The 14369-nt window shown below is 73.9% G+C and carries 13 protein-coding genes; 3 read left to right on the top strand and 10 right to left on the bottom strand.

Annotated features, from left to right (window positions below; translation table 11 throughout):
• Positions 1 to 54: 54 nt before the first annotated feature.
• The 3 genes from ACZ3IJ_RS32915 to ACZ3IJ_RS32905 all read right to left on the bottom strand — a co-directional run bounded on the left by ACZ3IJ_RS32915 (position 55) and on the right by ACZ3IJ_RS32905 (position 3705).
• Positions 55 to 1272 (bottom strand): methyltransferase, encoded by a 1218-nt coding sequence (locus ACZ3IJ_RS32915; protein WP_467474293.1) that lies wholly within the window; start codon positions 1270 to 1272, stop codon positions 55 to 57.
• 102 nt (positions 1273 to 1374) lie between these two features.
• On the bottom strand, positions 1375 to 1950 hold the full coding sequence (locus ACZ3IJ_RS32910) for a histidine phosphatase family protein (protein ID WP_391799669.1): 576 nt from the start codon (positions 1948 to 1950) through the stop codon (positions 1375 to 1377).
• Positions 1951 to 2268: 318 nt separating this feature from the next.
• Entirely contained in the window at positions 2269 to 3705 is a 1437-nt protein-coding gene (locus ACZ3IJ_RS32905; RefSeq protein WP_467474290.1) for an aminotransferase-like domain-containing protein, read from the bottom strand.
• Between ACZ3IJ_RS32905 and ACZ3IJ_RS32900 the strand changes: the two genes are divergently transcribed.
• Both ACZ3IJ_RS32900 and ACZ3IJ_RS32895 read left to right on the top strand, forming a co-directional pair.
• A complete protein-coding gene (locus ACZ3IJ_RS32900) occupies positions 3704 to 4627 on the top strand; it encodes a DMT family transporter (RefSeq protein WP_467474287.1) in 924 nt (307 codons plus the stop codon). The two genes, ACZ3IJ_RS32905 and ACZ3IJ_RS32900, sit on opposite strands and share 2 nt — an antisense overlap.
• Positions 4628 to 4741: 114 nt before the next feature.
• Positions 4742 to 4936: a DUF1918 domain-containing protein gene (locus tag ACZ3IJ_RS32895; RefSeq protein ID WP_352186468.1), complete on the top strand. Its 195-nt coding sequence runs from the start codon at positions 4742 to 4744 to the stop codon at positions 4934 to 4936.
• Between the two features lie 10 nt (positions 4937 to 4946).
• On the opposite strand, the gene ACZ3IJ_RS32890 is transcribed toward ACZ3IJ_RS32895, so the two are convergent.
• Positions 4947 to 6221 (bottom strand): glycoside hydrolase family 10-like protein, encoded by a 1275-nt coding sequence (locus tag ACZ3IJ_RS32890; RefSeq protein WP_467474285.1) that lies wholly within the window; start codon positions 6219 to 6221, stop codon positions 4947 to 4949.
• 171 nt (positions 6222 to 6392) lie between these two features.
• Between ACZ3IJ_RS32890 and ACZ3IJ_RS32885 the strand changes: the two genes are divergently transcribed.
• Complete coding sequence (locus ACZ3IJ_RS32885) at positions 6393 to 7253, top strand: 3-hydroxybutyryl-CoA dehydrogenase (RefSeq protein ID WP_467474283.1); 861 nt, start codon at positions 6393 to 6395, stop codon at positions 7251 to 7253.
• A gap of 83 nt (positions 7254 to 7336) precedes the next feature.
• Here ACZ3IJ_RS32885 and ACZ3IJ_RS32880 read toward each other — a convergent pair whose 3' ends face one another.
• The 6 genes from ACZ3IJ_RS32880 to ACZ3IJ_RS32855 form a co-directional block, all read right to left on the bottom strand.
• Positions 7337 to 7867: an NUDIX domain-containing protein gene (locus tag ACZ3IJ_RS32880; protein ID WP_467474281.1), complete on the bottom strand. Its 531-nt coding sequence runs from the start codon at positions 7865 to 7867 to the stop codon at positions 7337 to 7339.
• A 51-nt stretch (positions 7868 to 7918) separates the two neighbouring features.
• Positions 7919 to 9259 carry a transcriptional regulator gene (locus ACZ3IJ_RS32875; protein ID WP_467474279.1) on the bottom strand — a complete coding sequence of 447 codons (1341 nt, stop codon included), beginning with the start codon at positions 9257 to 9259 and terminating at the stop codon, positions 7919 to 7921.
• A 268-nt stretch (positions 9260 to 9527) separates the two neighbouring features.
• Positions 9528 to 10607: a PP2C family protein-serine/threonine phosphatase gene (locus tag ACZ3IJ_RS32870; RefSeq protein WP_467474277.1), complete on the bottom strand. Its 1080-nt coding sequence runs from the start codon at positions 10605 to 10607 to the stop codon at positions 9528 to 9530.
• Between the two features lie 225 nt (positions 10608 to 10832).
• On the bottom strand, positions 10833 to 11240 hold the full coding sequence (locus ACZ3IJ_RS32865; RefSeq protein ID WP_467474275.1) for a tetratricopeptide repeat protein: 408 nt from the start codon (positions 11238 to 11240) through the stop codon (positions 10833 to 10835).
• A gap of 203 nt (positions 11241 to 11443) precedes the next feature.
• Entirely contained in the window at positions 11444 to 12568 is a 1125-nt protein-coding gene (locus ACZ3IJ_RS32860) for a flavin-containing monooxygenase (RefSeq protein ID WP_467474274.1), read from the bottom strand.
• 99 nt (positions 12569 to 12667) lie between these two features.
• Positions 12668 to 14326, bottom strand: a complete 1659-nt coding sequence (locus tag ACZ3IJ_RS32855; protein WP_467474271.1) for a LuxR C-terminal-related transcriptional regulator — start codon at positions 14324 to 14326, stop codon at positions 12668 to 12670.
• Positions 14327 to 14369 lie beyond the last annotated feature (43 nt).

Below are 14369 nucleotides of genomic sequence, written 5' to 3'. Positions count from 1 at the left end.
CCGAGCCCGCGCTCCGCACGGGGTGGCGCCCACTCGGGCGTCACCCCGTGCGCGTCATGCGTCGGGTGCCGGTGCGCCGGCCGCCGTCGCCCGGGCGGGCCGCCGGGCAGCGCCGCCCGACCGCCTGACGGCCCTCAGGACAACGAACTTCGGGTCGCTCGCGACCAGTTCGCAGGAGCCGAAGATCCGGCGCAGCGTCACGTGGTAGCCGAGGTGCCGGTTGCCCACGACCCACAGTTCGCCGCCCGGCCGCAGGACGCGCCGCGCGTCGGTGAACATCCGGCGGGCGGTGCGGTCGGTGGTGGCCTGGTGGCTGTGGAAGGGCGGGTTGTTCAGGACGAGGTCCACCGACTCCGTCGCCAGCTCGGCCGTCCCGTCCCCGACGACGAACTCGGCGGTGCGGCCGGGGGCGGCGTGGCGACGGAAGTTCTCCTCGGCGGAGGCGACGGCCGGGTACGACTCGTCGGCGAAGACCAGTTCGGCCTCGGGCTCGGCGAGCGCGACGGAGAGACCGACGACGCCGTTGCCGCAGCCCAGGTCGACCACACGGGCCCGGCCGAGGCCCGTCGGCAGGTGCTTCAGGAAGAAGCGGGTGCCGATGTCGAGGCGGTCGGCGCAGAAGATCCCGGCCTGGTTGACCACGGTCCGCCCGGCGACGATCCCGGCGTCGGCGGGGAGTTCGTACCGGTACGGCCAGGGGTTGGCCGCACGGTCGCGCGCGGGGTCCGGGGTGCAGAGGATCAGCCGGGCCTTCTTCACCGCGAGCGAGCTGCGGGTGGGGCCGAGGATCGCCTCGAAGAGCTGGAGCGTGGAGGTGTGGATCTCCTTGACCATGCCGGTCCCGACGACCACGGTGCCCTCGTGCAGGGCGGGCGCGAGCCGGTGCAGCTGGTCCTCCAGAAGCGCGAGGCTCTTGGGGACGCGGACGAGCAGCACGTCGATCCGCTCGGGCGGCGCGTCCTGGGTGGTGAGGAGCCGCACGGCGTCCGGGGCGGCCCCGGAGCGGGCCAGGTTCTCCACGGTCGCCCGACGGCCGAGGTAGGAGTCGGAGATCTGCGCGAGCGTGCCCGGGCGGCGGGCGGCCAGGGCCGTCGCGAGGGCGCCCCAGCGGTCGCCGACGACGGCGACCGTGCCGGACAGGTCGGTGTCCGTCTCGGCGAGGTGGTGCAGCAGGTACTCGTCGGACGCGTCCCAGGCTCGGAGCGGGTCGCGCGGGTCCTCGGGGAATCGGGTGAGCGGGAACTCGCCCCATGACGTGGTCAAACGGTTCATCGTGCTCTCAGGCTAGCCGGTCGCGGCCCCTCTCCCGGCCCCGGTGGCGGGACGGCGAGCGGCACCGGCGGGCGCCGGGAGCGCTCCTCCGCGGCCGCCGGTTCAGCCGACCGCCGCCTGGAGGTGGAGGTGCCAGAGGCCGGGGCGGCCCGTGAGGGTGACGGTGGAGAGCGGGCGGACGTCCACGTTCCAGAACGTGGAGGGCGGGGCCTTCAGGGCGTACACCAGGGCGGCGCGGACGACAGCTGGTTCGGCGACCGCGACGATGGTGCCGTCGTCGGCGGGGCGGGTGTCGAGCCAGCCCCCTATGCGCGAGATGAAGGCCAGGAGCGTCTCGCCGCCGTGGGGGGCGATGCGCGGGTCGGAGAGCCAGGCGTCGACGGCGGCGGGTTCGAGGGCCGCGACCTCGGCGAGGGTCAGTCCGCGCCAGCGGCCCATGTCGCAGTCGCGCAGGGCGGGCTGGGCGAGCGGCGCGTAGCCGAGCGCGGTGCCGGTGGCCCGGCTGCGGGGCGTCGGGGAGCAGTAGCGCAGCTCGGCCGCGCCGAGCGGGACCAGAGAGTGCGCGGCGAGCTGCACCTCGTACCAGCCGGCCTCGTCGAGCGGCCGGTCGTCGTCGAAGCGCTCGGCGAGCAGCGAGGAGCTGCGCGCCGCTGCGACGAGCGTCACCCGAAGTCCCATGGGCGCGATCGTGAGGCCGGATGCCTGGCAGGTCAAGAGGGCATATGCACCGGCTCCGGCCGAGGTCGTGGAGGGGCGTGGGCGCCGGTACGGGCCGAGAGGCGCCCACTTGTCCGGGTTCCTCACGGGCGCGAATACGACGATCCCGTACACACCACGCGCATCCTCGGTGGCGGGAAGGACGCGGCACGGGGAGCCGTCGGCTGCCCGCCGACGGCTCGAGCGCGGCCTCGGCGGCCGGCGCGGGCGCGACCTCGGCGGCCGGCGCGGGCGCGACCTCGGCGGGGAGCGGGTCAGCCCCTCGGCGGCCGGCGCGGGTCAGGCCGTCAGTCCGTCGACGGCCGACCGCAGCCGCCGCACCCCCTCGGCGATCTCCGTCGGCCCGGCCACGCCGGCGAAGCTGAGGCGGATATGCCCGGCGGGCGGTTCGGCGCTGAAGTAGGGGCGGCCGGGGGCGACGGCGACGCCGGCCCGCAGGGCGCCCGTGAGGAGCGCGGCCTCCGGAAGGCCGTCGGGGAGCCGGAGCCAGAGCTGGTAGCCGCCGGAGGGGATGTGGGGCAGTGCCAGCTCGGGGAGGTGGACGGCGAGCGCACCGGTCATGGCGTCACGGCGGCTCTTCAGCTCCTGGGACACGGCACGCAGATGACGGCCCCAGGCGGGCGAGCCGACGAGCTCCAGCGCGGCCTCCTGCAGGGGGCGCGGGACGAAGAAGCTGTCGACGACGTGGATGGCGCGCAGTCGTTCCAGTACGGGGCCTCGGGCGGCGAGCGCACCCACGCGCAGGCTGGGCGAGGTCGGCTTGGTCAGGGAGCAGACGTGGACGACGACGCCCTCCGGGTCGTCGGCGGCCAGCGGCGCGGGGAGCGGACCGGCGTCCTCGTGGACGAGCCGGCGGGCGAAGTCGTCCTCGACGACGAATGCTCCGGCGGCCCGCGCGATCCGGACCACCTCACGCCGCCGTTCGGCGCCGAGCACGGCGCCGGTGGGGTTCTGGAAGAGCGGCTGGCAGACGAAGACGCGTGCGCCGGTGGCCCGGAAGGCCGCTTCGAGCAGTTCGGGACGCACCCCGTCGGCGTCGGCGGGTACGGGTACGGGACGCAGGCCGGCCGCGCGGGCGACGGCGAGCATGCCCGGGTAGGTGGGCGACTCGACGAGGACGGGGGTGCCGGGCGGGGCGAGGGCCCGCAGGGCGGTCGTGATCGCGGGCTGCCCGCCGGCGGTGACGAGGACGTCGGCGGCGGTGACCGTGCCGCCGATCTCACGGGCGAACCACTCGCGCAGTTCGGGAAGGCCGTCGGTGGGCGGCCGACCCCAGGCGCCGGGGCGGCGCCCCGCGCGGGCCAGGGCGGCGGCCATGGCGCGTTCGGGCTGGAGCGAGGGGTGCAGATAGCCGCCGTTGAACTCGACGACGCCCGGCGGCGGCGCCGCGAGCGTCACCAGGACGCCGGAGGCGTCGACGCTGCGCGGCACCAGCTCGGTTGCCGCGTCGGCGCTCAGCGTGACCTCCTGCCAGGAGGTGTCGCCCGCCACGGGCGTCCGGCCACGCGGCTCGGCGCGGTACGCCCCGGCTCCCGGCCGGGTGACGACGAGTCCCTCGGCGGCGAGCTGGGCGAGCGCCCGGGTCACCGTCACCGGGGAGACCCGGTACCGCTCGACGAGGGCGCGGCTCGACGGCAGCTTCCCACCAGGTGAGTAGCGGTTCAGTTCCGCCCTCAGGGAGTTGGCCAGCTCACCGACGCTGCTACGCTCATGCATGACAGCACAGGATAGCGCTACTCCACTCACCACGATAGCGGTCGGCGGTACCGGGACAGCCTCCCCACGGGCCCGCGGCACGCTCCTCGCCGGTCTCGGCGTGCTCTCGTTCTCGCTCACGTTCCCCTCCACCGCCTGGGGTCTGGAGAGCTTCGGGCCGTGGTCGCTCGTCGCCCTGCGCTCGACGCTCGCCGCGCTCGTCGCGGGCGCCTTCCTGCTCGCGACGAGGGTCCCGCTTCCCGAGCGGAGCCACTGGGCGGGGCTCGCCGTCGTCGCCGGCGGCGTGGTCGTGGGTTTCCCGCTGCTGACGACCCTCGCCCTGCAGACCTCCACCACCTCGCACGCCGCCGTGGTCGTGGGCCTGCTGCCGCTCACCACGGCGGCCTTCGCCGCGGTCCGTACGGGCCGGCGCCCGTCCCGTACGTTCTGGTGCGCGGCGCTCGCCGGTGCGGCGGTCGTCATCGCCTTCACCGTCCAGCAGAGCGGCGGCGCCCTCTCCACGGGCGATCTGTACCTCTTCGGCGCGCTCCTGGTCTGCGCCGCCGGATACACCGAGGGCGGCAGGCTTGCCCGGCTCATGCCGGGCTGGCAGGTCATCGGCTGGGCGCTCATCCTCTGCCTGCCGCCGATGGTCGTCGGATCGGCCGTAGCGCTCGCCCTAGAGCCCGTGCACCTGGGCGCGCACGGCATCATCGGGCTGGTCTGGGTCGCGGCCGGCTCCACCTTCTTCGGCATGTACGTCTGGTACGGGGGCATGGCGGCGATCGGCATCCCCAGGGCGAGCCAGCTCCAGCTCGCCCAGCCGCTCCTCACCCTGGTCTGGTCGGTCTCGCTGATCGGCGAGTCGCTGCCCCTCGCCGCGCCGCTCGCGGCCGTCGCGGTCCTGGTCTGCATCGCCGTGACCCAGCGCGCGAAGAGCTGACCGGGCGCGCGCGGCGAAGCCCGGGACTGAGCGCGCGCCCAGGGGTGATGCGGGTCACAATGGCGGACATAGGCTCCCAAGCAGGACGAGCGCGGCCGCGAGGAGGTCACCCCGATGCAAGCGAGCGTGGGCGACAAACTGCTGGTGCACGGCCGGACCGTCGGTCAGCACGACCGTACGGCCGAGGTCCTTCAGGTACTGGGCGAGAACGGCAACCCCCCGTACCGGGTCAAGTTCGACGACGACGGCCACGAGGCCCTGATGGCTCCGGGCCCCGACACCGTCGTCCGCCACCACGAGAAGATGTGACGCGAGCCGGCTAGCGCGCCGGCAAAGCCGTGGTCAGGTAGTGGTCGGCGACGACGGCGGCCATCGCCCCGATCGGGTCCGCCGCCACCTGCGTCGCCGAGAAGAAGCAGTGCCCGGCCACCCCCGGGTACCGACCGGCCAGCGTCAGGTGGCGGGACAGTTCGTCCGGGTCCTGCCACGCGTCCGGCTGGTCGGGGTCACCGCACTTGAAGAGGGCCTCGCCGATGTACAGGCGGACGTCGGTGTTCCGTACCGCCGCCTCCCACCAGGGCACGAGCGTGGCGTAGTCCGCCTCGGCGAAGCCGATGTGCCAGTAGAGCTGCGGCACCACGTAGTCGATCCAGCCCTCCCTGATCCATTTCCTGGTGTCGGCGAAGAGGTCGTCGTAGGCCTGCAGACCGTCCGGGGTGTCCGAGCCCTCGGGGTCGGCGGCGCTGTTGCGCCAGATCCCGAAGGGGCTGATCCCGAAGGGCGGCGCTCCGTCGACCTCCTTGATCCGGGCGGACATCTCGGAGACCAGCAGGTCGATGTTGTGCCGCCGCCAGGACGCCCGGTTCGGGTAGTCCCCGCCGTACCGCGCGTACGCGTCGTCGTCGTCGAACACCTGGCCCTGGACCGGGTACGGGTAGAAGTAGTCGTCCCAGTGCACCGCGTCGACGTCGTAGCGCCGGACGGCGTCGAGCATCGCGTCCTGGACGAAGCGGCGGACCTCGGGCAGTCCGGGGTTGTAGTAGAGCCTGCCGCCGTACGGGACCGTCCACCCCGGGTTGCGGCGGGCCGGGTGGGTGGCGGTCAGGCGGGTGGGATCCGTGTGGTTCGCCACACGGTACGGGTTGAACCAGGCGTGCAGTTCGAGCCCCCGGCTGTGGGCCTCCTCGACGGCCGTCCCCAGCGGGTCCCAGCCGGGATCGCGGCCCTGCACGCCGGTGAGGCACTCCGCCCACGGCTCGTACGGTGAGGGCCACAGGGCGTCGGCGCTCGGCCGCACCTGGAGGATCACCGCGTTCAGCCTGCGCTCGACGGCCTTGTCCAGATGGGCGAGGAGCTCGGCCCGCTGCCGCCCGGGCGTGAGGCCCGGGCTGGAGGGCCAGTCGACGTTGAAGACCGTCGCGAGCCACATACCGCGGAACTCGCCGGCCGCCCTGCGCTTCTTCCGTACCGCTCCGGCGGTACCCGAGATCGCGCCGATGGTGCCGGAGTCCGCTCCCGCGCCGTGGGAACCGGTCACACCGAGCGCCGCCAGTGCCGCACCCGCCACGAACCCTCTTCTCCCGATACGTCCCATCCGCCTGTCCTCTCATGTCGGATACGTCACACCCCCTGGCAGAGCATGCCCGACCCGGGCGATCGATCATCGGTTAATGAGCGGTAACGTCGTGGGGGTCGAGGCGGACGCACCGGAATCACACGGGGCCCGCTGCCAGTGATGAGCGAAAGGCACGAGGTGACGGACTCCATGGCCGACATTGAGCGCGTCGGAGTGGTGGGCTGCGGCCAGATGGGCGCGGGCATCGCGGAGGTGTGTGCCCGCAGCGGTCTCGAGGTGAAGGTCGCCGAGACCACCGGCGAGGCGCTGGAGATCGGCCGCACGCGGCTCTACAACTCGCTCGCGAAGGCCGCCGAGCGCGGCAAGATCAGCGAGGAGGAGCGCGACGCGACGCTGGCGCGCCTCAGCTTCACCACCGACCTGGGCGAGTTCGCCGACCGCGACCTCGTCATCGAGGCCGTGGTGGAGAACGAGCAGATCAAGACCGAGATCTTCCAGGTGCTCGACCAGGTGGTGACCCGGCCCGACGCCATCCTGGCATCGAACACCTCCTCCATCCCGCTGGTGAAGCTGGCCGTGGCGACCTCCCGCCCGGACCAGGTCATCGGCATCCACTTCTTCAACCCGGCGCCGGTGCAGAAGCTGGTGGAGCTGATCCCGGCCCTCACCACCTCCGAGGGCACCACCAGCCGTGCCCAGCTCTTCGCCGAGAAGTTCCTCGGCAAGCACGCGATCCGCGCGCAGGACCGGTCCGGTTTCGTCGTGAACGCCCTGCTGGTCCCGTACCTGCTCTCCGCGATCCGGATGTTCGAGTCCGGCATCGCGAGCCGCGAGGACATCGACAACGGCATGGAGTTCGGCTGCGCCCACCCGATGGGCCCGCTGAAGCTCGCCGACCTGATCGGCCTGGACACGATCGCCTCGATCGCCGACTCCATGTACACCGAGTACAAGGAGCCGCTGTACGCCGCTCCCCCGCTGCTCCAGCGGATGGTGGACGCGGGCCGGCTCGGCCGCAAGACGGGGTCGGGCTTCTACCCGTACTCCTAGCCCCACCGTCACCGTTCGGCCCGTACACCCGCACAGGTACGGGCCGTTCGGCGTTCCCCGCCCCGTGGGTGCGCGCCGGCCCGTCAGCCGAGTCGCAGATGGTGGAGCAGGAGCAGCCCGGCGGCCATGTTGGCGGCCGGGATCTCACCCCGGGCGATCATGTCCGGGATCAGCTTGAGCGGTATCCACTCACGGCGTGAGGACTCGAAGTCGTCCTCGGGCGGGCCCGTGTACGTGGCCTCCTCGGTCCAGTAGAGGTGGTGCCTGGCGTCGGTGAGGCCGTTGGAGGGCTCGACGGTGAGGAGATGGCGCAGGGGTCCGGGGCGCCACCCCGTCTCCTCCTCCATCTCGCGGGCGGCGGCGGCCGCGAGGTCCTCGCCGTCCTCGACGATGCCGGCGGCCAGCTCCCAGCCCCAGCTGTCCGTGATGAAGCGGTGCCGCCAGAGCATGAGGACCTCGTTGGACTCGTTGACGGCGGTCGCGACGGCGACCGGGCGGAGCCGGATCAGATAGTGGTCGAGGTGACGGCCGTCCGGGAGTTCGACGTCCGCGAGGTTCACCCGGAACCAGCGGTTCTCATAGACAGGTTGTTCGCTCAGTTTCGTCCACTGCACGTTTCTGCCACCTTCCGATTGTTCGGTGGCAATATGGCAGCAGTCCGGGGCTCACAGGGGAACGCGTAGCGCCCCGTCGATGAGTTCGGCCGCCTGCCGCGCGTCCGCACAGTCGGTCGCCAGCAGGTACTCCCGCACCAGCCTCAGCCGGTCACGCAGCCGCCGCGACTCCATCCCGCGCGCCCGCTCGGTCATCTCCACCGCCGTCCGCGCCGCCGCGTCGGCCTCGCCCTGCCGCAGCTCGATCTGGCAGAGCATGGCGAGCCGGTGCACCCGGCCCCGGTCGTGCGCCGGAGTCGCCACGGCCTCCCGCGCGTGCTCCCTGGCCGCGGGGAGGTCACCCAGACTGAGCAGCGCCTCGGCGACCTGCACGTTGACCAGCCCCGGCTGGACATAGCCGGTCTCGGCCGGCTCGTGGCCCGGCCGGATCCGCTCCGCCTCGGCCTCCGCGCGCCGGATGCAGGCCAGCGCCGAGGCCCCGTCGCCGAGGTGGGCGTACGCCTTGGCCTGCATCGCGGAGAGATCGGCAGCGAGCGCCGGGGTGATCTCCCGCCCGGCCGACCGCAGCGCCGCCTCCGCGAAGGCCACCCCCTGCCGGTACTCCCCCATGAACAGCGACTGGTTGACGAGGAGGGCGACCACGTAGGCGCCCAGGCCACGGTCCCCGCTCGCCTTCGCGAGGCGCAGCGCCTGGTGGAAGTAGCGCTGCGCGAGACCGAGCGCGTCGGAGTCGTACGCGCAGATGCCGGCCACCGCCACCAGACCGCCCGTGGCGCGGTGCAACTGCCGGCCGAGGCTGTCGCTGTACGAGCCCCGCAGCAGCGGCGCGGTCTCGGCGTTGAGGAAGCCGACGATCCGTACCCGCGTCGCCACACCGCCCGCCTTGCGGTACATCTGCTCGTAGTGCGCCCGCGCGGCGCCCAGCATGGTGATGTCGGCCATCGAGACCCGGGTCCGCCCGTCGCGGGAGACGTCGGCGTCCTCCGGCGGGTTCTCCCACTCCCAGACCGGCATCACGGCGGGCGTGCCGGTGACGGCCTGCGCGCCGAGTATGTGCGGACGCTGCTGCTCGTCGGAGCGCCACAGGGCGGTGGCCCGCTCGACGAAGCCGGAGAGCGGGGAAGTGGACGCGACGGTGTCGACGCCGCCGACGCCGAGCCCGATGTCGTCGAGGGTGACCGCCCGGCGCAGCCGTGCCCCGAGCACCTCGCAGATCAGGTCGGGCACCTGGCCACGGGGCCGCTGTCCCTTCAACCACCGCGCCACGGCGGTGTGTTCGTACCGCAGCGCGAGGCCCCGGCCGCGGCCGGCGCGGTTCACGTGCGCGGCGAGGCCGGCCCGCGAGATCCCCGCCTCGTCCAGCAGGGCGTCGAGCAGGGTGTTGGGCATCATGGGCCCCTCCGATGTGACTCGGTCCGCGCCCGACCACCGTAGTGGAGGGCGGATTCGCACGGGGTGTGAATGAAGTGCCCGTTCTTCCGCTCCGAGCGCTCTGCCGCCACCGCCCCGCTGCCGGTTGACTAGGCGCCTCGCCGCAAGGCGACCCGGGCCGCCGGGCTCCCCCCTCGTACAGTGCGGCGGCCCGCCCCGCGCCGCCCGCCCGCCGACCTGCCCGACACTCCGCGGCGGAACGGGCGGCGCCGGCCTCATGTCCCGTCGCTCAACAGTGAGGGGAGGGTGCAGGTCGGGTACGGCGCAGCCCGGGTTCGGCGGGCTGCGCCGGAACCCGCACCCGGTCGTTGCGGACGACCAGCAGGGCCACGTCGTCGGCGAGCCGGCCGCGGGTGTGCCGCAACAAAGCGCCGTGCACACGGCGGACCAGCGCGGCCGGGCAGACGGGCGCGTCACGGGCGGCCTCGGCCAGGACCCGTTCGAGAGCGAAGAAGCGCCCCGCCGGGTCGCGGGCGTCCTCCGCGCCGTCGGTGTGCAGGAGCAGCGCCTCGCCCGTCATGAGCCGGGTGCAGGGGTACGCGGCCAGTTCGGCGGGGAGCGGGAAGGCACCGAGCGGCGGCAGCGGGTCGCCGACGAGGACGGGCTCCACCCGGTGGGAGATGCGGTACGGGCCGGGGTGCCCGCAGTTGAGGGCGTACACCTCCCCGTCCGGGCGGATCTCCAGGAGCAGCACGGTGACGAACTCCTCGGCCGCGGGGTGCTGGGGCTCCCGACCGGCGCAGACCGCCGGGTGCTCGTCTCGGGCGCGCTCCCGCAGGTGGCGGGCGAGCGCACGGTCGAGCCGGCGCAGCACACCGCCGAGTTCGGGCTCGTCGTGGGCGGCCTCGCGGAAGCTGCCGAGCACGGCGACCACCGCGCCGAGGGCCGCGAGGCCGTGTCCCCGGACGTCGCCGATGACGAGCCGCACGCCGTACGGCGTGGCCACCGCCTCGTACAGATCCCCGCCGACGGACGCGCCCCGGGAGGCGGAGAGCTGCCCGGCGGCGACGGAGAGGCCGTCGAGCCGGGGCGGGGGCGGGCGCAGCAGCACGCGCTGGGTGGCGTCCGCGATGGCCCTCATCCGCTCCAGCTCGCGCGAGAGCCCGCGGCGGATGCCGAGGATGAGGCCCGTGCCGACGGTGAAGAAGAGCACGCTGGTGGCGATGCGCATGGGAAGACCGGGCTGTTGCGCCAGAGGACAGCCGAGTTTCCACGTCACGGCCACGGCTCCCCAGAGGGTGGGAAGGGCGAGTGGTCCCAGCCGGCGCAGCCGGGAGTCGTAGGAGAGCAACGTCCTGGTACGGATCATGCACGGCCCTTCCTGAGGCCCTGCAGCGCCCGAAGGCCCTGCGGCGCACAGGCCCGCCCCTGTGGCCGCGTCGATTCTCCCGACCGCACCGGGCCCGGGGGAACACGGCCCGGACATCTCACCCGAAGGAGTGAGAACCCCCGGCGCGCCGTGGTGCGCCACCCGCGCGCCACCCGCACGGACACGGGAACCCCGCACTGGTGCGCGCGTCACGCCCCGTGGGGGTCACCCGCCTCGGGGGCGTCGGGGCTCGGCGGGCAGCAGGATGTCGACGACCCTGCGGGAGAGCCGTTCCGCCTCGGTCAGCTCGCCGTGCAGGTGGAGGACGGCCCCCAGGGCGTTCAGCGACGGAGCGAGGCGGATGTCGTCGGGACCGTAGGCGCGCTCGTAGAGGCGGACCGCGAGGCGCAGGGGCTGCTCCGCCTCGGTGGGCCGGCCCAGCCCTTCGAGCAGGATGCCCAGGGCCGACGCCGCCTCGGCCGTGTCGGCCGAGGCGGGACAGGCCGCGCCCCGCGCCAGCCGGAGGGCCTCGCGCAGCGCGCCCTCGGCCTCCGCGTAGCGGCCGTCGGCCCGGTACCGGCGCGCCCGTGCCAGGTGCTCGCGCACCCGCGTCCGGGACGTCCGTGTGTCCACGACGTGTCCCTGCGGTCCGTCCGGTGCTGGGGCGTGTTGCGAAAGTCCCGCCTGCCCCGCGACGCCTGGCACGCACGCTCGCTGCGTTGTCGGGATCGTCCGAGCACACCCGGTACGAGGACGACCCTCCGCCTTGCGATCGCACGCACCAGACGCCGCGGGGCCCGCCCTTCGGGCGGACGGCGCTACTTTCGCAACACGCCCTAGGCGAGGGCCTTCGCCCTGGCCGGCCCGGCCAGCCGCCCGGCCCCCGCGAGGTGCCGCACGACGTGCTCGGCGTCCCGGCCGGCGCCTCCGACCAGCATCGACGCGAAGGCGTACTGGAACGACAGCCCGACGAAGTACAGACCCGGCGACGAGGGCACCACACCGCGCTCCTCGAGCGGCCAGCCGTCCTCGCCCGTGACGGGGAGGTCGATCCAGGAGAAGTCCTGCCGGAATCCGGTGCACCAGACGACGTTGGCGACGTCGAGCACACGGCCCCCGTCGAGGACGGGAAGGCCGTCCCGCACGCCCGTCGTACGTTCCGGCACCAGCTCGACGCCCGCGCGGGAGAGGTCGGCGCGCTTGACCCGGATCAGAGGTCCGCCGTGCGCCCGGACCTCGGGACGCATCCTGCGGCCGATCGGCGTCCGGAGCGTCAGCAGGTGCTGCGCCAGGAACCAGAGGACCGGGAAGACGACATGGGCCGGCCCGCCCTCGATGTCGAACGGGATCTCACCGTGGATCGGGCCGCTCAGCACGGTGGGATGACCCGCGGACCCCACCTCGTGCGCGATGTCCCCGCCGGAGTGCGAGGCTCCGACCACCAGGACCCCGCCGGGCCGCAGCTGTGCCGGGTTCTTGTACGCGCTGGAGTGCAGCTGCGTGATGCGCGGGTCGAGCGCGTCGGCGAAGGCGGGGACGTACGGGTTCCGGCCGAACGTCCCGGAGGCGACGACGACGTTGTCGCACGCGTAGGCTTCCGTGTCCGTCGCCACCACGTACCTCCCCTCCTCGCGGGACAGGCGCCGTACGCGCCGGCCACCGCGTACGGGGAGCGCGAAGGTCGCGGCGTACGTCTCCAGGAAGTCGGCCATCTCGTCCTTGGTGGGGAACGACATCGGCGGCGCGGGGAAGCGCATCCCGGGAAGGGAGGCGACGCGTGCCGGGCTGAAGAGGCGCAGCGAGTCCCAGTGGCACCGCCAGTTGTCGCCGACCCGGTCGTTGCCGTCCAGGACGACGAACGGCAGGCCGCGCCGCGAGAGGTGGTACCCGGTCGCGAGGCCCGCCTGTCCGGCGCCGATGACGACCGTCTCGATGTGTTCCGCCCTGTCCGTGAGCTTCATGGCGGGCCTCCTCGTCCGTTCCCCGTGACCGACACTAGGAGCGGGTTCGGGCGGCGGCTTCGGGCGAACGCCCCAACCGTGCCGTCTGAGGGAGATGGGTCATTCTGCCCACTGCGCCGGCCCTCCGGCCAGGTCGTGCTCGTACGCGTACGCCGTGGCCGCCGCGCGGGAGGAGAGCCCGAGCTTGCCGAAGATGTTGCTCAGGTGCCGGGCCACCGTCTTCTCGCTGAGGACCAGTTCGGCGGCGATCGCGTGGTTGGTCCGGCCGGTGGCGACGAGGCGCAGGACCTCGACCTCGCGGGGGCTGAGTCCCGCGGCGCCGTGGGGCCGGTCGTGGGCGAGCGCGTCGAGGCGGGCCAGGTCGTGAGCCGCGCCGAGCCGCCGGAACGCCTGACGCGCCGCGTCGAACTCCAGCCGGGCCGTTTCGACGTCGCCGGTACGCTGCCGTGCCCGGCCGACCAGGACGCGGGAACGGGCCCTCTCGAAGGGGGCGTCGAGCTCGCCCCAGATCCTGCTCGCGTCGAGCAGCGCCTCCAGCGCGGCCGGGGCGTCGTCCTCGGCCAGGAGTACGGCCCCGCGGGCATGGGCCGCGACGGCGGACAGCAGCGGGGCTCCGATGTCGGCGGCGATCCGCGACAGCTCGTCCACCGCGCCCCGGGCCAGGGGCGCCTCGCCGCCGGCCAGCATGATCTCCACGAAGGCGGCCAGGACCTTGGCCCGGCCGAGCGGCTCCGGCGTCTCGTCGGCCGCGGCCCGGATCGCCGCGACGGCGGCGTCGGTACGGCCCTCGGCGAGCCAGAGCTGGGCGAGACCCGGCTGGGGTGGGTGTCCGCACCGGGCGGCCCGCGCGTAGTCCTCCTCGGCCTCCGCGAACGCACCGCGCACCCGGTGCAGTTCGGCCTGCTGGTACAGGGCCATGCCGAGCGCCGGCTGTTCCGGCGGCTCCGCGAGGCGCTCGCACGCGCGCCGTGCCTCGTCCAGCGCGTCGGGCCACGCGCCGCGGGTCTGGAGCACCTGGGAGCGGTGGACCAGGCACTGGCCGCGGTACGGCACGAGATCCGGCTGCGAGGCACACCAGTCGGACAGCGCCGCCGTCCACTCCTGCGCGCGACGCAGGTCGAACATCTCGTGGCAGGCCTCGATGACGCTGCAGTAGACGAGCCCGGTCACGAGCGGCGACAGCTCGCCGGACGTGACCGCGACCATGCTCTCGTCGAGCAGCGTCGCACCCGCGGCCGTCTCTCCCCCGGCGATCAGCGCCCGGCCCTGCCCGTGCCGCGCGAGGGCCACCAGCTCCGGGTCCGCGAACCGCTCGCCGATCTCGACGACCCTGGTGAACAGGGCGTACGCGGCGTCGACATCGCCCTCGTAGACGAGCCGCACCCCGGAGGGGAACAGCACGTACCCCTGTTCCACGCAGTCGAGCCGCCCGTCGTCGATCAGTCGCTGCGCCCGGGCGAGCCAGCCGCCCCCGCGGGCCGTCTCGCCCCTCAGGATGAGCGGGACCGCCAGCCAGAAGGCGCACCGCACCGCGCGCGCGGGCAGCCCCAGCCGCAGATACGCGTGATGCGCCCGCTCCGTCGCCGCGCCGCTCTCGGTCTCGTGTCCGACCAGGAAGGCGGCGGTGGCCAGCCGGACGAGATCGTCGGGCCCGAGCGGATCCTCCCGGTCGGCATCCGACAACCGGGTGTAAGCCTCCCGCCACGCCCGGCGACCGAAGGCCTCGCGCCCCCGTTCGACTTCCGCAGCGACGTCCATGGCGCCTCCTCCCCCCATTGCACCTCGCGATCACGGGGCCTGT

Source organism: Streptomyces sp. NPDC013317, assembly GCF_055563155.1.
The sequence above is the reverse complement of the archived record's forward strand: the minus strand, read 5'-3'. Positions and strand labels throughout refer to the sequence as shown.